The sequence below is a fragment of the Neorhizobium sp. CSC1952 genome (assembly GCF_030378245.1).
Lineage (GTDB): Bacteria > Pseudomonadota > Alphaproteobacteria > Rhizobiales > Rhizobiaceae > Neorhizobium > Neorhizobium oryzae_A.
The window spans coordinates 1,828,750-1,846,967 of sequence record NZ_CP128416.1 but is presented as its reverse complement, the minus strand read 5'-3'; the positions used below and the strand labels follow the sequence as shown (position 1 = coordinate 1,846,967).

The window sequence follows — 18,218 nt, the reverse complement described above, 5'->3', positions numbered from 1 at the left end:
CTTGACGCTTGCGGGCTTTCGTGGTGAAGGTCTCGCCCGACTCTTGATCCTATTTTCCCGGAATATCATCGAAATGGCGACTGAACGTTACAATCCGCGCGATGCCGAGCCCCGCTGGCAACAGACGTGGAGCGAGGCCAAGGTTTTCGAAACCGACAATGGCGACCCGCGCGAGAAATATTACGTTCTTGAAATGTTTCCCTATCCCTCCGGCCGTATCCACATGGGACACGTCCGGAATTATGCGATGGGAGACGTCGTCGCCCGCTACAAGCGCGCCCGCGGTTTCAACGTGCTTCATCCCATGGGCTGGGATGCCTTCGGCATGCCGGCGGAAAATGCCGCTCGCGACAACAAGGTGCATCCGAAAACCTGGACTTACCAGAACATCGAATCCATGAAGGCGCAGCTGAAGGCCATGGGCCTGTCGCTGGACTGGTCGCGCGAATTCGCCACCTGCGATGTCGAATATTATCAGCAGCAGCAGCATCTTTTCCTCGACATGATGGAAAAGGGGCTGGTCTACCGCAAGCAGTCCAAGGTCAACTGGGATCCCGTCGACCAGACGGTTCTGGCCAACGAGCAGGTCATCGATGGCCGCGGCTGGCGTTCCGGCGCGCTGGTGGAGCAGCGCGAGCTGGTGCAGTGGTTCTTCAAGATCACGGATTTCAGCCAGGATCTGCTCGATGCGCTGGATACGCTCGATCAGTGGCCGGAAAAGGTCCGGCTGATGCAGAAGAACTGGATCGGCCGTTCCGAAGGTCTGACGATCCGTTGGGAAATCTCCCCGAACAGTCAGGCGCTTCTTGCCGAACTGGCTGCCGACGACGTCGTCAAGAAGGAAATCGAGGTCTATACCACCCGTCCCGACACGCTGTTCGGCGCCTCCTTCCTGGCGATCGCCGCCGATCATCCGCTGGCCAGGGCGGTTGCCGAGACGAATCCGGCTATCGAAGCTTTCGCTGAGGAGTGCCGGCATCAGGGCACATCGCTCGCCGCGCTGGAAACGGCGGAGAAGAAGGGCATGGATACCGGTATTCGGGTGAAGCACCCGCTCGATCCCTCCTGGGAGCTGCCGGTCTATGTCGCCAATTTCGTGCTGATGGAATACGGCACGGGAGCCATTTTCGGCTGCCCGTCCGGAGACCAGCGCGACCTGGATTTCGCCCGCAAATACGGCCTGCCCGTTGTTCCTGTCGTCATGCCGAAGGACGGCGATGCCGCGGCCTTCGCGATCGGCGATACCGCCTATACGGACGACGGCGTGATGATCAATTCGCGCTTTCTGGATGGCAAGAGCACGACCGAGGCTTTCGACATCGTCGCCGACAAACTGTCGAACACACCGCTCGGAAACCGCCCGCAGGCTGAACGGAAGGTCAATTTCCGGCTGCGCGACTGGGGCGTTTCCCGCCAGCGCTATTGGGGTTGCCCGATCCCGGTCATCCACTGCGACGACTGCGGCGTCGTGCCGGTGCCGAAGAAGGACCTGCCGGTGAAGCTGCCGGATGACGTGACCTTCGATCAGCCCGGCAATCCGCTTGACCGTCACCCGACCTGGCGCCACGTCGCCTGCCCGCAATGCGGCAAGGACGCACGCCGGGAAACGGATACGATGGACACGTTCGTGGATTCCAGCTGGTACTTCACCCGCTTCACCGCGCCGTGGGAAAGCGAACCGACCGACCCGGCCGTCGCCAATCGGTGGCTGCCGGTGGACCAGTATATCGGCGGCATCGAACACGCGATCCTGCACCTTCTCTATTCGCGTTTCTTCACCCGTGCCATGCGGGAAACGGGCCATGTCGATGTCAAGGAGCCCTTCAAGGGCCTCTTCACACAGGGTATGGTCGTCCATGAAACCTATCGCCGCGGCTCCGGTCCGAACGGCGAGTGGGTTGCTCCCGCCGATATCCGTATCGAGGAAGCCGATGGCAAACGGCGTGCAACGCTGCTGTCCACCGGCGAGGAAGTGGCGATCGGCGCCATCGAAAAGATGTCGAAGTCGAAGAAGAATGTCGTCGATCCGGACGATATCATCGCCTCCTACGGCGCCGATACCGCCCGGTTCTTCGTGCTCTCCGATTCGCCGCCGGATCGTGACGTCATCTGGTCGGAAGCGGGTGTCGAGGGCGCTCACCGTTTCACGCAGCGCCTCTGGCGGCTGATTTCGGAAGCTTCCGGGAACCTGGCGAATATCGATCCGACTCCGGCTAAGGAAGGTGAGGCCCTGGAGATTTCCCAGCTCGCTCACAAGACGCTGAAGGCTGTCCAGGGCGACTACGACAAGCTTTCCTTCAACAAGGCGGTGGCGCGGATCTATGAGCTCGTGAACGCGCTTGCCGCGCCGCTGGGCAGGGTCGCAGCCGGCGAGGGCGATGTCGCCTATCGCGCCGCTGTCCGCAACGCCGCCGAAATCCTGATCCAGATCGTCGCTCCCATGACGCCGCATCTGGCCGAGGAATGCTGGGCGACGCTCGGCAACAGGGAACTTCTCGCCGAGACGGCCTGGCCGCAATACGACGAGGCCCTGGTCGTCGAGAACGATGTCACACTGCCGGTCCAGATCAACGGCAAGAAGCGAGCCGAATTGACAATTGCGCGCGACGCGGATCAAAGTGCCGTCGAGGCTGCGGTTCTGGCGCTGGATGCGGTGAAGGCGGCTCTTGATGGCCGAGTGCCGAGGAAGATCATCGTCGTTCCACAAAGGATCGTGAACATTGTCGTCTGACCGCTTTCTTCGCCGCATCGGGTTCGTTTCCGGCCTGGTCATGCTTGCATTTCTTGCCGGTTGCCAGGTGCGTCCGCTTTATTCCGAGGCGTCAGGCACCGGCGAACGTCTGGCAGCGGTCGGCTTTTCTCAGCCTCAGAACCGGATCGATCAGGTTGTCCGCAACCATCTGGTTTTCCTGACATCCGGCGGCGCGGGTGAATCCGTGCGGCCCGCCTATGACGTGAAGCTGAGCGCCAAAAGCACGGCGACGAGCATCCTCGATGACGAGGATGAGGACAACGTATCTTCGACCGGCGTGCCGGTTCCGGGTCGTGTGCAGGTGGAGGCGACCTACACGCTGACGCGCGTGAGCGACGGCCAGGTGTTGAAATCCGGCAAGCGCGATGTCGTATCGCTGATCGACGTTTCGGGGCAGGGCTTCGCAAAGCTGCGGGCTATTCGCGATGCGGAGAACCGTGCTGCTCGAGAACTCGCTGAATTCATCCGCGCCGAAATCGCCATCGCGCTGGCGCGCGAACCCCAGCCGCAGACGGTATGGCAGAAGTAAAGTCCCACGAATTCGACCGCTTTGCCGGGAAGGGCGCCGAGCTCTACAGGATTTTCGTGATCTATGGTCCCGACCGGGGCCTCGTCTCGGAGCGCGCAGCGGTTGTCGCCGGCAAGACCGGGGTCTCCCAGGACGACCCCTTTGCCATGCTGAAGCTCGACATATCGGATCTCCAGGGCGATCCGGGACGCCTGCTGGACGAGGTCAATTCGCTCGGCCTCTTCGGTGGTTCGAAGCTTGTCTGGCTACGTGGCGCCGCCAACGAGAAGCCATTGCTGGACGCGATGCAGGTACTGGCTGACGGACCTCCGCCCGCCAACATCCTCATCGTTGAAGCCGGCGACCTCAAGAAGGGCAGCGGCCTGCGCAAGATCGCCGAGCCGGCAAAGACGATTGCCATCGTCCCGTGCTACGCCGACGACGTAAAAGCTCTGAACGGCCTCATCGATACCGAACTCGGCAGCGAAAACCTCGGAATAACTCCTGCTGCCCGCCAGAGGCTCCTGGAGCTGCTCGGGGGAGACCGAGTGGCCTCCCGCAACGAGATCCGCAAGCTCGCTCTCTATTGCCGCGGCAAGGGGATGGTGGAGGAAGAGAACGTCGACGAAATCATCGGAGATGCAAGCAGCGTCTCCGCAGACGAGGCGGTCGATGCGATCCTCAGCGGCGATCTACCTACCTTGCAGCGCGCTATCCAGAAGGTTCTGTCTTCGAAAACGCCCGTTTTCCTGGTTCTGCAATCCTGCCTCAGGCAATTCCAGATGCTGGATCTGATGAAGGCGGAGATGGAGGAAAAGAAGCTGCAGACCGGCCAGGTCATGATGACGCTCGGCCGGCATATTCACTTCAAGCGGAAACCGATCGTCGAAAAGGCCCTGAGAACCTGGAATTCGGCAGCACTTGCCCGTGAAACGGAAAGATTGCAGGCCGCCATTCTGATGTCGCGCCAGAAGCAGGCCCTGGAGCCCAGCATTGCTCTTCACACGCTGATGGCTACAGCTCTCCAGTCGAGCCGCTAGACGATACTACCGGCGCTCCAGAAGCCGGCAGATATCCTCGAGCTGCTCCAGCGTCCGGTATGCGATCCGGATGTGACCGCCGCCATTCTTGTGATTGATCCTGACTTCGAGACCCAGCGCGTCCGAGAGCGTTCGCTCCAGAGCAAGGGTATCCGAATCCTTTTGTTCCGGCTTCGAAACGGATGCCGGTTCCGACTGAGCCTTGATATCGTTCTGAGCCAGCCGCTCCGCATCGCGAACCGACATGCCTTTGGCGACGATCGTACGGGCGAGCGCTGCAGGATCAGACGTGGTGATCAACGCCCGGGCATGTCCTGCCGATAAGCTGCCGGATGCGAGCATCTCCCGAACCGGTTCCGGCAGCTTCAAAAGGCGAAGGCTGTTCGCCACATGGCTTCGGCTCTTGCCGATAATTTCGCCGAGGTCGTTCTGGGTATAGCCATGCTCCGCGATGAGCTGCTCGTAACCCAATGCCTCTTCTAAAGGATTGAGATCCGAGCGCTGAACGTTTTCCACAATCGCGATTTCGAGCGCGGTCCGGTCGTCCACATCGCGAACGATGACCGGAATCTCGATCAGGCCCGCAAGCTGCGCGGCCCGCCAGCGTCGCTCTCCGGCGATGATCTCATATTGATTGGAGCCCGTCGGGCGAACGACGACCGGTTGAACGATGCCGTGCTGGCGAATTGAACTCGCCAGATCCTGCAATTCGTTCTCATCGAAATTCCGGCGCGGATTCTTCGGATTGCGCGAAACATGCTCGATCGGCACCATGCGGTCCGGATTGACGCTTCGGGGAGCGCTGTCCACCGGCAGCGGCTGATCCATTTCGCCGATAAGTGCTGCAAGGCCACGCCCAAGGCGGCGCTTCGAGAGATCGTCACTCATTCTTCTTTACCCGTCTGTCTAAAGGCCGTCAGGCGGCCTTGCGGCGGCGTTCCCGCTGAATCACTTCCGAAGCCAGCTGCAGATATGCCTGGCTGCCTGCACATTTGAGATCGTAGAGAATTGCGGGCTTGCCATAGGAAGGCGCTTCGGACACGCGAACGTTGCGCGGAATCAACGTATGGTAGACTTTTTCCCCCAGATAGGTTCGAACGTCGCTCACGACCTGTTGCGCGAGATTGTTGCGCGCATCGAACATGGTCAATACGATGCCCTGGATGTCGAGCGACGGGTTTACCGTGCGACGCACCTGATCGACAGTTTCCAAAAGCTGGCTCAAGCCTTCGAGCGCGAAAAATTCGCATTGCAGCGGCACCAGCACCGAATGGGCGGCAGCCATGGCATTCATCGTCAGAAGGTTGAAGGAAGGCGGGCAATCGAGAAGGATGTAGGAATAGGCCATCGCCTCGTCGCTGCCGAGGGCGCGCCGCAGCTTGAAAGCGCGATCGGACGCCTGGGAGATTTCCATCTCGAAGCCCAAGAGGTCCATGGTCGAGGGGACGATGGAAAGGTTCGGAACCGCCGTCTCCAGGGCGATTTCCCCAATCCTGTTGTAACCCATGAGAAGATCATAGGATGATAGCTTGCGGTCCCTGCGCTCAATCCCCAACCCGGTACTGGCATTGCCCTGAGGGTCCAGATCGACGATCAGCACACGCTCTCCGATGGCAGCGAGCGCGGTGGCGAGGTTGATGGCGGTCGTCGTCTTGCCAACGCCGCCTTTCTGATTGGCTATGGTGATGATCCGGTTCTTCTCGAACATGCCGCACCTAAGGATCTAGGGTTCTTTGTGCCTTAAATGACTTATCTCGAGAATCACGGAATCCGGCTCGACGGCACTCTTGTGCTTTATCAGATCGAACGCCCAGCGGCCACGGGCTTTTTCGATTTCAGCGGAGTAATCCCGGCCTTTATGAAAAAATGCCCTTGCATTTGTCCCGATCATCCAGCCGGACGCATAAGAAAGCAGCTGATCGAGCTCAGCCAAGGCCCGAGCGGAGATCCGATCACAGTCGGGGAGAGCTTTGGGAGCTGCCTCGATTCGCAAAGGATGAACAGAGCCTCGCGCGCCGGTCTCGTTCAGCGCAACCCGGAGAAACGCCGCTTTCTTCTGGTTGCTCTCCACCAGATGAACCCATCCATCCTGTGCCTCGGCCAGGAAGATCGCCGTGATGACGCCCGGAAAGCCTCCGCCGGAGCCCAGGTCTAACCACCGCTGCGGTTCCGGAGAGAGCTGAAAGATCTGCGCGCTATCGGCTATATGGCGTTGCCAGAGCTCGTCGATCGTGGAGGGAGCCACGAGATTGATCGTCTTTGCCCATTTCTGGAAGAGTGCCGCAAAATGCTCCAGTTTCTGCTGCGTTTCACGTGAAACACTCTTGCCGTTCAACAGCATTACGAGACTCGTTTAAGATGATTGCCTGCAGCGTCTTCTTTTCGAAGGAATGCAAGGATAAGCGCAAGAGCCGCCGGCGTCATGCCATCCACCTTGGAGGCTTGTGCAAGATTTGCGGGATTGGCAGCCGTCAGCTTCTGCTTCAACTCGTTGGAAAGGCCAGGAAGCGCATTAAAATCAAAGGCTTGCGGGATTATTCGCGCCTCGTCACGGTAGGTTGCCTGGATATCCGCCGCCTGCCGATCCATGTAGACCGCATAGGAGGCTTCGATCTCCAGTGCCTCGCCGACCTTCGCCGGAAGCTGCGACAGCTCAGGCCAGATCGAGGCGAGAGAGCGCAGCGTTTGCTCCGGATAGGCCAACAATTCATAGGCCGTACGGCGCTGACCGTCCTGATTGAGCCTAAGACCATGACGAGACGCTTCGTTCGGGGTAACGGCAAGGGAACGAAGCACCTGCCGTCCTTCATCCAACACCCGCCGATAATCTCCGAACCTGTCAGCGCGTTCCCGGCCCACGCACCCAAGCGCAATCCCGCTCTCCGTCAGCCTGACATCGGCATTATCCGCCCGCAGCGAAAGGCGATACTCCGCGCGCGACGTAAACATGCGGTAAGGTTCGGTCACACCGCGGGATGTCAGGTCATCGATCATGACGCCGATATAGGACTCCGTCCGGCTGAAGTGATGAGCTTCGCCGCCAGCGGCGCGGCGGGCCGCATTGAGGCCGGCCACCAGCCCTTGCGCCGCCGCTTCTTCATATCCGGTCGTGCCATTGATCTGGCCGGCGAGGAACAATCCTGGAATCTTCTTCACTTCGAGACCCGCCGTCAATTCCCGCGGGTCCACATGATCGTATTCGATGGCGTAGCCGGGCTGAAGTATGGAAACCTTCTCGAGCCCGGGAATGGTCCGGATGAAGGCTTCCTGAACATCCGCGGGAAGGGATGTCGATATGCCGTTCGGATAGACCGTATCGTCATCAAGCCCCTCAGGCTCCAGAAAAATCTGGTGGCCGTCCCGCTCGCCGAACCGGACGATCTTGTCTTCGATGGAAGGGCAATACCGCGGGCCTACTCCCTCGATCTGACCGGAATACATGGCAGAGCGATGAATATTGTCGGAAATGATCTTATGGGCCGCATCCGTCGTCCGGGTCACACCGCAGGCAATCTGGGGCGTCGTGATTCGATCGGTCATGAAGGAGAAAGGCACCGGGTTCTCATCGGCCTCCTGACGGCCGATACTTTCCCAGTCGATCGTCTTTCCGTCCAGCCGCGCCGGCGTCCCGGTCTTGAGGCGGCCGAGCCGCAGGCCGAAGCGCATCAGGGTTTCCGAAAGACCGAGAGAAGGGGCTTCGCCAACACGTCCAGCCGGAATCTTCCGATCCCCGATATGGATGAGACCGCGCAGAAAAGTGCCCGTCGTCAAGACGATCGTTCCGCATTCGAATCGACGCCCGTCCTTGAGTTCCACGGCGGCCACTCGGTCCCCGATGACATCGATATCGTAAGCGTCGCCTTCGATGACGGACAGATTCGGGTGCTCCGCAATCTCCTGCTGCATCGCCAGGCGATAAAGCTTCCGGTCCGCTTGTGTTCTGGGTCCGCGTACGGCAGGACCTTTTTTTCTGTTGAGAAGGCGGAACTGAATACCCGCGGCGTCGGCGACCCGGCCCATCAACCCGTCCAGCGCATCGACCTCGCGCACAAGGTGACCCTTGCCAAGCCCGCCAATGGCCGGATTGCAGGACATAACGCCGATCGTTTCTCGCTTGTGAGTGACCAGCGCGGTCCTCGCCCCCATGCGGGCGGCGGCGCTGGCGGCTTCGCAGCCGGCATGCCCCCCACCGATCACAACCACGTCGAATGCCATGTCCATTTCCATCACCTTACGAGACAGCGATGTTTCACGTGAATCATTTGCCGATGCAAAACTGCGAAAAAATCACATCCAAAAGCTGCTCGACATCCACGCGGCCGGTAATACGACCCAAGGCTGAAGCAGCGGCACGAAGATTCTCTGCCCTGAGGTCCAGTTCGGTGCCGTTTAGCGCTTCCGAGAGGGAATTGGAAGCCTCCTTCAGATACTGAATGTGCCGGAGACGGTTGGGAACCAGCGATCCGGACCAGGTGTTCTGCAATTCGGTGAGAATGCGGGCACGCAGCTGCTCCAGTCCTTCCCCCGTTTGGCTGGAAATGCAAAGGTCATAGCTCGCTGATGGACCGTGCTTATCGAGCTTCGTTCCTATGCGCAACGCGTTCGGGGAGACGATATCGATCGTATGTTTCGATTCCGAATCGATCTCCTCGAGCTGCAGGATCATATCTGCCTGCTCGATGGCTATCCTGGCGCGGCGAATCCCTTCCTGTTCCACCCGATCGACACTTTCCCGAAGGCCGGCCGTATCGAAGAAGCGGACAAGATAACCGTCCATATCGATGTCGACATGCAGTATATCGCGTGTGGTACCGGCGATTTCCGTCACGATCGCCACGTCCCGCTTTGCCAAGGCATTGAGAAGGCTGGATTTTCCGGAATTGGGAGGGCCGGCGATGACGACCTTGTAACCGTCCCGGATGATCTCCGCGGCTTTTCCCGCCGCTATATGCTCTTGGACGTCCAGAAGGAGATCGGCCATATCCGTCCAGACCCGATCAGACACTGCGCCGGGAACATCTTCCTCATCCGCAAAGTCGAGTTCCGCCTCGATGAGCGCTCTGGCCCGTGTAAGGCGCTCCGCCCATTCCATGTAGAGAGCGGACTGTCCGCCGAAGCTCTGCTCGATTGCAAGGCGTCTCTGCATCTCGGTCTCGGCTGCGATGAGATCCGCAAGCCCTTCGGCCTCGACGAGATCCAGCTTCCCGTTCTCGAAAGCGCGTCTCGAAAATTCTCCGGCTTCCGCCAGGCGCAACCCGGAAATGGCGGCAAGCTCCGCATAGACCGCCGAAATCACCGCCCGGCTTCCATGCAGATGGAGCTCTACGCAATCTTCACCTGTGAAGGAATTCGGCCCGGGAAAGCTGACAATCAGTCCCTCGTCGATGACGAGACCGTTCCGACCCCGGATTGTGCGCAAGCCGGCTTTCCTCGCCGGCGGCAGATTGCCTGCGAGAGCCTTCGCCGCCTCGAAAGCCTGGGAACCGCTCAGACGCACGACAGCCACACCCGCCGGCAACGTGCCGGTGGAAAGCGCAAAAATCGTGTCGTCTAAGCGGGTCATCGGGAAACTCTAGCAAATCAGACCATAAACTCAAAAGCGCCCGGACCAGCCGAGCGCCTGAGCTAAGGAATGAATCCGGCTAAGGATCAGGTATTCATCGAGTCGAAGAAATCGCCGTTGTTCTTCGTCTGCTTCAGCTTGTCGATCAGGAACTCGATCGCGTCCGTCGTGCCCATCGGAGCGAGGATACGGCGCAGCACGAAGATCTTCTGGAGATCCTGCCTCGGGACGAGCAGGTCTTCCTTGCGCGTGCCGGACTTCAGGATGTCCATGGCCGGGAAGATGCGCTTGTCCGCGACCTTGCGGTCCAGCACGATTTCCGAGTTGCCTGTGCCCTTGAACTCTTCGAAGATGACTTCGTCCATGCGGCTGCCGGTGTCGATCAGCGCCGTCGCGATGATCGTCAGCGAACCGCCTTCCTCGATATTGCGGGCGGCACCGAAGAAGCGTTTCGGCCGCTGCAGGGCGTTGGCGTCCACGCCGCCGGTGAGGACCTTGCCGGAAGAGGGGACGACCGTGTTGTAGGCGCGGCCGAGGCGGGTGATCGAATCGAGCAGGATGACGACGTCGCGGCCGTGTTCGACGAGACGCTTGGCCTTCTCGATCACCATCTCGGCAACCTGGACGTGGCGCACGGCCGGTTCGTCGAAGGTGGAAGACACCACTTCGCCCCGCACGGAGCGCTGCATGTCCGTCACTTCTTCGGGACGCTCGTCGATCAGGAGAACGATCAGATAGCATTCCGGATGGTTGGCGGTGATCGAATGGGCGATGTTCTGCAGAAGGACGGTCTTACCGGTGCGCGGCGGCGCCACGATCAGCCCGCGCTGGCCTTTGCCGAGCGGCGCCACGAGATCGATGACCCGCGCAGAAAGGTCCTTCGAGGTCGGAACCTCGAGTTCCATCTTGAACCGTTCGTTCGGATAGAGCGGTGTCAGGTTGTCGAAATGGACCTTGTGCCGGATCTTCTCCGGATCGTCGAAATTGATGGTGTTGACCTTGAGGAGCGCGAAATAACGCTCGCCTTCCTTCGGGCCGCGGATCGGGCCCTCGACCGTATCGCCGGTCTTCAGCGAGAAACGGCGGATCTGGGAAGGAGAGATATAGATATCGTCGGGACCCGGCAGATAGTTGGCGTTCGCCGAACGCAGGAAGCCGAATCCGTCCTGCAAGACCTCGACCACGCCTTCGCCGATGATCTCGACGTCCTGGCTCGCCAGAACCTTGAGGATCGCGAACATCAGCTCCTGCTTGCGCATCGTGCTGGCATTCTCGACCTCCAGCGATTCGGCGAAGGTCAGCAAATCGGTCGGAGATTTGCTCTTGAGTTCTTGAAGCTTCATTTCAGCCATGAAGAGGGGACCACGTTAGGAATTTTAGGGAGAATCTAGGCGTGTCGGTGAAATTCGCTACCGCGGAAGATGATCCGGGGACGACGGGAAATTACACGCATGCCACGAGATGAGATGGCGGTGAAAATAGCGATTCACGTGGTAGGCCGCAAGGGGCAACACGGAAATCTTGTCAAAGAAAGAAAGTCAGAAGGGTTTCACGATCACGAGAATGACGATGCCGATCATCAGAAGCGTGGGAATTTCGTTCATCATCCGCCAGTAGCGCGGTGACTTGCGCGGTCCGTCTGCGGCAAAGTTCCGCACGGCGCGGCTGAACAGGACATGCACCATGGTCAGCAGCACGACCAGCCCGATCTTGGCATGCAGCCAGCCGCCCTGGAACTCGTATACATCCCAGGCAAGGAAAAGACCCAGCGCCCAGGTGATCATCATCGCCGGGTTCATGATGATCTTCAAAAGCCGCTGTTCCATCATCTTGAAGGTTTCCGACTGCGCCGAGCCGGGTTCGGCATCGCTGTGATAGATGAAGAGCCGCGGCATGTAGAGAAGCCCTGCCATCCACGATATCACAGCGATGACGTGGAAAGCCTTGATATAGAGGACGAAATCGTCCGGCCGTGCGACATAGACCGCCACCAGGATGGCAGCGAATACCGCAAGCGCGACGACGGCCCGGATCGCGGATCGCCTTCCGGCCGCCCTGCCGGACTGCAATTCCGGGGCGCTCATGCCTTCGCTCCCCGCACGCGTTCGACCAATGCCGTGACGTGATCCGGATCGGCCTCCGGCGTGATGCCATGGCCGAGGTTGAAGATCAGCGGCCCGTTGCCGAGCCTGTCGAGAATGGCGTCGATGCCTTCCTCAAGAGACTTTCCGCCCGCCACGACCCGCATCGGGTCGAGATTGCCCTGGACCGGACCGTCCTTCTGCAGCTCCGCCGCAAAGGAAAGCGGCACAGACCAGTCGAGGCCGATCGCGTCGGCCTTGGTCTTCTGACGATAGGATTTCAGGTTGGGGCCGGCCCCCTTGGCAAAGGCGATGATCTTCGCCTTCGGCCGGGCGCTTCGTACGAGCTCGATCATGCGCGCGACGGGTTTTGTCGCGTAAGCCTCGAACTCCCGCTCCCCGAGCACGCCTGCCCAGGAATCGAAGATCTGCACCGCGTCGGCGCCGGCATCGATCTGCGCGATCAGGTATTCCGCGGATATCTCGGCGAGAACCGAAAGCAGCCTCTCGAAGGCTTCGGGGTTACGATAGGCAAAGAGCCGGGCAGGGGCCTGATCGGGCGTGCCGTGGCCGGCGATCATATAGGTCGCGACCGTCCAGGGCGCGCCGCAGAAGCCGAGCAGCGTGGTTTCCTCGGGCAATACCCTTCTCAGCCGGCCCACCGTCTCGATCACCGGCGCCAGATGATCGAGAACCCCTTGGCTCCTCAGCCTCTCGATACCGGGGACATCGATCGGGTCCATCCGCGGGCCTTCGCCCTGCACGAAGCGCACATTCCTTTTCAAGGCATCGGGAATGACGAGGATGTCTGAAAACAGGATCGCCGCATCGAAACCGTAGCGACGGATCGGCTGGAGGGTCACCTCGACCGCCAGATCGGGCGTATAACAGAGATCGAGGAAAGTCCCGGCCCTGGCACGGGTTTCCCGATATTCCGGCAGATAGCGTCCCGCCTGTCTCATGAGCCAGATCGGTGGCGGGGCAATGGTCTTGCCTTCCAGCACCTCGACGATCTTGCGGGTCACGCCGGTCAATGGGTTCTCCCTAAACAAAGAAAAGGATTTTAAAAGGGTTTCTATTTCTTAGAGTCGGTGAGTAGCAAGGATTAAAGTCAAATCACAGCCGACGCGACGATCCGCCGCCCCCGGACCTGTCCGGGAACAATATTCGCCTCTGGCATCGGGATTTGTGGGATAAGCAGGATTCATCCAAGGCTTCCAAATAGATAGAACACATGGATTTTCTTCTCTGGCTGTGAATAAGCTGGGGAGAAGGAAAGTGCTTGATGCAATTGTCCCCAGAGCGCACAAGCCTCTCTGTACCGTGTCCGATGAATTTGCGGATGTGGAAAACGAGCCGGTTTTCCCGGAGGCGGAACGGGCCCCTCAATATGCCGATCGTCTCTCCCGAGTTGTCAACAAAGGGTTAAGTTTAGCGTGGAGAACAGAAAAAACTTCTTCCATCTGCACCTGATATCTGACTCGACGGGCGAGACTCTCATCTCCGCCGGCCGGGCCGTGTCGGTGCAGTTCCAGTCGTCGCTGGCGATCGAGCATGTCTACCCGCTGATCCGGAACCGGAAGCAGCTCCTGGCGGTACTCGATGCCGTCGACGAAGAGCCGGGGATCGTCCTTTATACCATTGTCGATCAGGAGCTCGCAGGGTTCATCGATCAGCGATGCCGCGAGATGGGCCTGCCTTGCGTCAACGTGCTCGAGCCGGTCATGGCGACATTCCAGGCCTATCTCGGTGCGCCGTCGCGCCGTCGTGTCGGAGCCCAGCATGCGCTGAATGCCGATTACTTCAAGCGCATCGAAGCGCTCAACTTCACCATGGATCATGATGACGGGCAGCTGCCCGAAGATTACGACGAGGCGGATGTCGTGCTGATCGGCATCAGCCGCACGTCGAAAACGCCGACCAGTATCTATCTCGCGAATCGCGGAATCAAGACGGCCAATATCCCGATCGTTCCGGGCGTCGATCTGCCGGAAAGCCTCTATCGGGCCACGCACCCGTTGATCGTCGGCCTGGTCGCGACGACGGACCGCATCAGCCAGGTGCGCGAACATCGCGAGCTGGGGGCGACGCAGGGCTTTGATCGTCGTCATTACACGGACCGTGCGACGATCAACGAGGAACTGAAATATGCCCGCGCGCTTTGTGCCCGGCACAATTGGCCGATCATCGATGTGACGCGGCGCTCGATCGAAGAGACGGCGGCCGCGATCGTTGCGCTGCGCCCGAAGCTGCGTTAAGCGGACTGCCATCGCCTCAGGGAGATTTTTTCGTGTCACCGCCCCTTGTCCTTGCCTCCTCCAGCCCATTCCGCCGGATGCTGATGGAAAATGCCGGTCTCGCTTTTGAGAGCCGTGCTGCGGATATTGACGAGCGGAAGATCGAGGCGGGCCTCGAAGGCGCCTCTCCCGATGAGGTGGCCTTGTCGCTTGCCAAAGCCAAGGCTCTGGAGGTTGGCAGCCATTTTTCGGGGGCATTGGTGATCGGCTCGGACCAGACCATGTCGCTCGGCAGCCGCGTCTATCACAAGGCGAAGTCTCTTGCGGAAGCGAAGGAAAGCCTGCTGTCGCTCTCCGGCAAGACCCACCGGCTGAACAGCGCGATCGCACTCGCCAGGAACAATGAGGTCGTCTGGGAGCATGTCGCCCATGCGGATCTGACGGTCCGGACGCTGAGCGAGAGCTTCGTGGATCGCTATCTGTCGCGGGTCGGCGAACGGGTGTTCGGCAGCGTCGGCGCCTATCAGCTGGAAGGCGAGGGCATCCAGCTCTTCTCGAGGATAGAGGGCGATTATTTCACCATCCTCGGCCTGCCCATGCTGCCGCTCCTGGAGAAGCTGCGCGAACTCGGAGCCATCGATGGCTGATTCACGTGAAACATTCTTGGTTAACGCCTTCGTCACGGGCTGGCCGGTGAAGCATTCGCGATCGCCGCTGATCCACGGATATTGGCTGAAGCAGTTCGGCATCGCCGGCACCTATAGGGCCGAACCGGTCTCCGAAGAGGATTTTCCGATCTTCATTCGGTCCTTGAAGAATGGCACATCCGGATATCGCGGCGGCAATGTCACGATCCCGCACAAGGAACTGGCCTTCAAGCTGTCCGACCGGCCGGACGCGCTGGCCGAGGAGCTCGCAGCGTCGAACACGCTCTGGATGGAAGACGGCCTGCTCCACGCCACGAATACCGACGGCTACGGTTTCACGGCCAATCTCGACGACCGCCATCCTGGCTGGGACCGGGCCCGGCATGCCGTGGTCTTCGGCGCCGGCGGCGCAAGCCGTGCGGTCATCCAGGCCATCCGCGATCGCGGCATCGGTGAGATCCATGTGGTCAACCGCACCGTTTCCCGCGCGCAGGAACTTGCCGATCGCTTCGGTCCGAAGGTGCATGCCCACCCGATGGAAGCGCTGGGCGAGGTGATGTCGGGTGCCGGCCTGTTCGTGAACACGACCTCGCTCGGCATGGACGGCGGCGAGGCGCCCCGGATCGACTTCTCGCCGCTTCTGGATGGCGCCGTTGTCACCGATATCGTCTATGTGCCGCTGAAAACGCCCTTGCTGGCCCAGGCCGAAGAGCAGGGATTTGCCACCGTCGACGGGCTCGGCATGCTCCTGCACCAGGCCGTGCCGGGTTTCGAAAAATGGTTCGGCCGCCGACCGGTGGTCGACAAGGCGCTTCGCGATCTCGTCGTCGCCGACATGGAAGGACATGGATGATCGTCATCGGCCTCACCGGCTCCATCGGCATGGGGAAATCCACGACCGCGAAAATGTTCGCGGACGAAGGCGTGCCGGTGAACGATTCCGATGCGGTGGTCCATGATCTCTACCGCACCGATGCGGTAGGGCCTGTCGGTGAAGCCTTCTCCGGCACCGTGAAGGATGGTGTCATCGACCGGCAGGAATTGTCCCGTCAGCTCGCTGCCCAGCCGGAAAAATTTCCCGTTCTTGAAGCGATCGTGCATCCGCTTGTGCGCCGCCGTGAACTCGATTTCCTGACGCGTCACCGGGAAGCCGGCGCCGATCTCGTGCTTCTCGATATCCCGCTGCTCTTCGAGGTGAAGGGCGAAGGCCGGGTCGATGTAATCGTCGTCGTGACCTGCGATCCACAGATCCAGCGCGAAAGAGTGCTTGCGCGACCGGGCATGACGGGGGAAAAATTGGCAATGATTCTCTCCCGCCAGATGCCCGATGCGGAAAAGCGGAAAAGAGCCGACTTCCTGATCGATACGGGGCTCGGACTGGAAGCGGCGAGGGAGAGGGTGCGGGAAGTCATCGCCTCCCTGAGAGCCGGAAAGACGAGCGAAAAGTCAGATGCGTGAAATCATCTTCGATACGGAAACCACAGGTCTCGAAACGAAATCCGACCGGGTGATCGAGATCGGCGGCATCGAGCTGATCAACAATTTTCCGACCGGGAAGACGCTGCACCTCTATATCAATCCGGGCAACCGGAAGGTTCATCCGGATGCGCTCGCCGTTCACGGCATCACCGACGAATTCCTGAAGGACAAGCCGAGCTTCGCCGACGTCGCCGGGCAGATCGTCGAATTCTTCGAAGGCGCCAAATGGATCGCCCATAACGCGACATTCGATATCGGCTTCATCAATGCGGAATTCGAACGGCTTGGGCTTCCGCCGGTGCAGATGGACCGGGTCGTCGATACGCTGGCCATGGCCCGCCGCAAGCATCCGATGGGGCCGAATTCGCTTGATGCGCTCTGCCGCCGGTACGGCATCGACAATGCCCACCGCACCAAGCACGGGGCGCTTCTCGACTCCGAGCTTCTGGCCGAAGTCTATATCGAGATGACCGGTGGCCGGCAGGCTGCCCTCGGCTTGACGGGCGCCGAGCAGTCCACCACGGTGATCGATGTCGAGGAAGTCGTGGTGAGCGTTACCGGCCGTCCAAGGGCTTTGCCGAATCGGCTGACGGAATTGGAGCTCGAAGCCCATGCAGCCATGGTCGCATCCATGAAGGGCAAGTCGATCTGGCTCGAATACGAGCCCATCGAGCAGGCCGCCGAATAAAAAAGCCCGGGGTCGTGCCCGGGCTTCCTGTCATGATCGGCTTTTGACCGGCTCAGCTGTTGAGCGCCTGCACCTTGGAGCGGGCCTGTTCTTCGGCCATGCGCTGCGTGAACATCTGCGCGAAATCGATCGGATCGATCATCAGCGGCGGGAAGCCGCCGTTGCGCGTGACGTCCGCAATGATCTGGCGGGCGAAGGGGAAGAGCAGCCGCGGGCATTCGATGAAGAGAAGCGGCAGCATGTGCTCCTGCGGGAAGCCGGTGATGCGGAAGACGCCGCCATAGACCAGTTCGGCGGCGAAGACGACCTTGTCGCCGTCCTTGGCTTCCGCGTTCAGCGTCAGCACGACGTCGAAATCCGCCTCGGAGAGGGGGTTGGCGTTGACGTTGACGTTGATCGTGATCGCCGGCGCCTTGTCGCGCGCCTGCAGCGAGCGGGGTGCGCCGGGGTTCTCGAAGGAGAGATCCTTGGTGTACTGCGCCAGGATGTTGAGAGACGGCGTGGCCGCCTGGTTGTTTTCGTCTGCCATGGGACTTCCTCGAGGCTTTGAGCGTTGAGGCCCTCTAACATCTAGGGCCGGAACGTTTCAAGGCCAAATGGGGCGTTCCGGCTTATTGGCTTGGCAAACCCGGCCGGGCGCTCAAGGTTCCCCGCTCAAGGTTCCCCGCTGCGTGGCCCGGCCCAGGGAGAAGAGGAATTGGGCGGGGGCGAATTGGGATTGCGATGAAAGTCCTGTTCGTCCAGATCGACCACCGGACCCGGCGTCCTTCCCTCCGGCGCAGGTCTTCCGCCGTCGTAGCGGTAGCTCGTGCTGCCGGGCGACCGTACCACCACGATGCGCCGGCCGATCAGCGACCAGAGGAGGCCGCGCACGAAGGGAATGAACAGCGCCAGCCCGATGATATCAGTGATGAAGCCCGGCAGGAGAAGCAGAATGCCGGCAACGACGATCATCGCGGCATCGATGAGGGTTCTCGCCGGCATGCGGCCTTCGCGGCCTTCGGTGGAGATCTGCCGCAGGATATGCATGCCCTGGCTGCGGAGCAGCACCGCGCCGAGCACCGCCGTGCCGATCACCAGGCCGAGCGTTGCCCAGAGCCCGAGCGCGCGCCCCACGAGCACGAAGCCCGCGATTTCCGCGAGCGGCCAACCGATGAGAATGAGGGGCACGAGAAAGAAACGCATGATGTTCCCAGTTCTTACAAGCCGGCGGCATCCCGGCG

General features: G+C 60.5%; 18 protein-coding genes. 8 read left to right on the top strand and 10 right to left on the bottom strand.

The window, feature by feature from the left end; all coding sequences use genetic code 11:
* Positions 1-73 precede the first annotated feature (73 nt).
* The 3 genes from leuS to holA are packed head-to-tail and all read left to right on the top strand — an operon-like array spanning position 74 to position 4,300.
* Complete coding sequence (gene leuS, locus QTA58_RS09275) at positions 74-2,731, top strand: leucine--tRNA ligase (RefSeq protein WP_289672542.1); 2,658 nt, start codon at positions 74-76, stop codon at positions 2,729-2,731.
* Entirely contained in the window at positions 2,721-3,281 is a 561-nt protein-coding gene (locus QTA58_RS09270; RefSeq protein WP_289672541.1) for a hypothetical protein, read from the top strand. Before leuS ends, QTA58_RS09270 begins: the two co-directional genes overlap by 11 nt.
* Positions 3,269-4,300 carry a DNA polymerase III subunit delta gene (gene holA / locus QTA58_RS09265; protein ID WP_289672540.1) on the top strand — a complete coding sequence of 344 codons (1,032 nt, stop codon included), beginning with the start codon at positions 3,269-3,271 and terminating at the stop codon, positions 4,298-4,300. Before QTA58_RS09270 ends, holA begins: the two co-directional genes overlap by 13 nt.
* 6 nt (positions 4,301-4,306) lie before the next feature.
* Here holA and QTA58_RS09260 read toward each other — a convergent pair whose 3' ends face one another.
* The 8 genes from QTA58_RS09260 to hemE form a co-directional block, all read right to left on the bottom strand.
* Entirely contained in the window at positions 4,307-5,188 is an 882-nt protein-coding gene (locus QTA58_RS09260) for a ParB/RepB/Spo0J family partition protein (protein ID WP_289672539.1), read from the bottom strand.
* Between the two features lie 28 nt (positions 5,189-5,216).
* Positions 5,217-6,008 (bottom strand): ParA family protein, encoded by a 792-nt coding sequence (locus QTA58_RS09255; RefSeq protein ID WP_085421596.1) that lies wholly within the window; start codon positions 6,006-6,008, stop codon positions 5,217-5,219.
* Positions 6,009-6,023: 15 nt separating this feature from the next.
* On the bottom strand, positions 6,024-6,641 hold the full coding sequence (rsmG, locus tag QTA58_RS09250) for a 16S rRNA (guanine(527)-N(7))-methyltransferase RsmG (RefSeq protein ID WP_289672538.1): 618 nt from the start codon (positions 6,639-6,641) through the stop codon (positions 6,024-6,026).
* On the bottom strand, positions 6,641-8,515 hold the full coding sequence (mnmG, locus tag QTA58_RS09245) for a tRNA uridine-5-carboxymethylaminomethyl(34) synthesis enzyme MnmG (RefSeq protein ID WP_289672537.1): 1,875 nt from the start codon (positions 8,513-8,515) through the stop codon (positions 6,641-6,643). Before mnmG ends, rsmG begins: the two co-directional genes overlap by 1 nt.
* Positions 8,516-8,558: 43 nt before the next feature.
* Positions 8,559-9,863 carry a tRNA uridine-5-carboxymethylaminomethyl(34) synthesis GTPase MnmE gene (gene mnmE, locus QTA58_RS09240; RefSeq protein ID WP_289672536.1) on the bottom strand — a complete coding sequence of 435 codons (1,305 nt, stop codon included), beginning with the start codon at positions 9,861-9,863 and terminating at the stop codon, positions 8,559-8,561.
* Between the two features lie 86 nt (positions 9,864-9,949).
* Complete coding sequence (rho, locus tag QTA58_RS09235) at positions 9,950-11,215, bottom strand: transcription termination factor Rho (RefSeq protein WP_143126006.1); 1,266 nt, start codon at positions 11,213-11,215, stop codon at positions 9,950-9,952.
* A 186-nt stretch (positions 11,216-11,401) separates the two neighbouring features.
* Complete coding sequence (gene hemJ, locus QTA58_RS09230; protein ID WP_085421600.1) at positions 11,402-11,947, bottom strand: protoporphyrinogen oxidase HemJ; 546 nt, start codon at positions 11,945-11,947, stop codon at positions 11,402-11,404.
* Positions 11,944-12,978: a uroporphyrinogen decarboxylase gene (hemE, locus tag QTA58_RS09225; protein WP_289672535.1), complete on the bottom strand. Its 1,035-nt coding sequence runs from the start codon at positions 12,976-12,978 to the stop codon at positions 11,944-11,946. Before hemE ends, hemJ begins: the two co-directional genes overlap by 4 nt.
* Positions 12,979-13,380: 402 nt before the next feature.
* Between hemE and QTA58_RS09220 the strand changes: the two genes are divergently transcribed.
* From QTA58_RS09220 to dnaQ, 5 genes are read left to right on the top strand one after another with little or no spacing between them, the layout of a single operon-like run.
* A complete protein-coding gene (locus QTA58_RS09220) occupies positions 13,381-14,202 on the top strand; it encodes a pyruvate, water dikinase regulatory protein (protein WP_085421602.1) in 822 nt (273 codons plus the stop codon).
* Between the two features lie 32 nt (positions 14,203-14,234).
* Positions 14,235-14,828, top strand: a complete 594-nt coding sequence (locus tag QTA58_RS09215; RefSeq protein ID WP_289672534.1) for a Maf-like protein — start codon at positions 14,235-14,237, stop codon at positions 14,826-14,828.
* Entirely contained in the window at positions 14,821-15,681 is an 861-nt protein-coding gene (locus QTA58_RS09210; RefSeq protein WP_289672533.1) for a shikimate dehydrogenase, read from the top strand. The genes QTA58_RS09215 and QTA58_RS09210 overlap by 8 nt, the downstream gene beginning before the upstream one ends.
* Entirely contained in the window at positions 15,678-16,286 is a 609-nt protein-coding gene (gene coaE, locus QTA58_RS09205; RefSeq protein ID WP_289672532.1) for a dephospho-CoA kinase, read from the top strand. Before QTA58_RS09210 ends, coaE begins: the two co-directional genes overlap by 4 nt.
* Positions 16,279-16,995, top strand: a complete 717-nt coding sequence (gene dnaQ, locus QTA58_RS09200) for a DNA polymerase III subunit epsilon (RefSeq protein WP_289672531.1) — start codon at positions 16,279-16,281, stop codon at positions 16,993-16,995. Before coaE ends, dnaQ begins: the two co-directional genes overlap by 8 nt.
* A gap of 52 nt (positions 16,996-17,047) precedes the next feature.
* On the opposite strand, the gene secB is transcribed toward dnaQ, so the two are convergent.
* Both secB and QTA58_RS09190 read right to left on the bottom strand, forming a co-directional pair.
* Complete coding sequence (secB, locus tag QTA58_RS09195; RefSeq protein ID WP_085421607.1) at positions 17,048-17,524, bottom strand: protein-export chaperone SecB; 477 nt, start codon at positions 17,522-17,524, stop codon at positions 17,048-17,050.
* Between the two features lie 125 nt (positions 17,525-17,649).
* Positions 17,650-18,180: an FxsA family protein gene (locus QTA58_RS09190; protein ID WP_289672530.1), complete on the bottom strand. Its 531-nt coding sequence runs from the start codon at positions 18,178-18,180 to the stop codon at positions 17,650-17,652.
* Positions 18,181-18,218: the final 38 nt, after the last annotated feature.

Coding starts and splice junctions, on each gene's coding strand:
- secB (WP_085421607.1), bottom strand. CDS start 17,524: ATGGCAGACGAAAACAACCAGGCGGCCACGCCGTCTCTCAACATCCTG.
- coaE (WP_289672532.1), top strand. CDS start 15,678: ATGATCGTCATCGGCCTCACCGGCTCCATCGGCATGGGGAAATCCACG.
- dnaQ (WP_289672531.1), top strand. CDS start 16,279: ATGCGTGAAATCATCTTCGATACGGAAACCACAGGTCTCGAAACGAAA.
- rho (WP_143126006.1), bottom strand. CDS start 11,215: ATGGCTGAAATGAAGCTTCAAGAACTCAAGAGCAAATCTCCGACCGAT.
- mnmE (WP_289672536.1), bottom strand. CDS start 9,863: ATGACCCGCTTAGACGACACGATTTTTGCGCTTTCCACCGGCACGTTG.
- QTA58_RS09190 (WP_289672530.1), bottom strand. CDS start 18,180: ATGCGTTTCTTTCTCGTGCCCCTCATTCTCATCGGTTGGCCGCTCGCG.
- hemJ (WP_085421600.1), bottom strand. CDS start 11,947: ATGAGCGCCCCGGAATTGCAGTCCGGCAGGGCGGCCGGAAGGCGATCC.
- rsmG (WP_289672538.1), bottom strand. CDS start 6,641: ATGCTGTTGAACGGCAAGAGTGTTTCACGTGAAACGCAGCAGAAACTG.
- QTA58_RS09260 (WP_289672539.1), bottom strand. CDS start 5,188: ATGAGTGACGATCTCTCGAAGCGCCGCCTTGGGCGTGGCCTTGCAGCA.
- leuS (WP_289672542.1), top strand. CDS start 74: ATGGCGACTGAACGTTACAATCCGCGCGATGCCGAGCCCCGCTGGCAA.
- QTA58_RS09255 (WP_085421596.1), bottom strand. CDS start 6,008: ATGTTCGAGAAGAACCGGATCATCACCATAGCCAATCAGAAAGGCGGC.
- mnmG (WP_289672537.1), bottom strand. CDS start 8,515: ATGGCATTCGACGTGGTTGTGATCGGTGGGGGGCATGCCGGCTGCGAA.
- QTA58_RS09210 (WP_289672533.1), top strand. CDS start 14,821: ATGGCTGATTCACGTGAAACATTCTTGGTTAACGCCTTCGTCACGGGC.
- holA (WP_289672540.1), top strand. CDS start 3,269: ATGGCAGAAGTAAAGTCCCACGAATTCGACCGCTTTGCCGGGAAGGGC.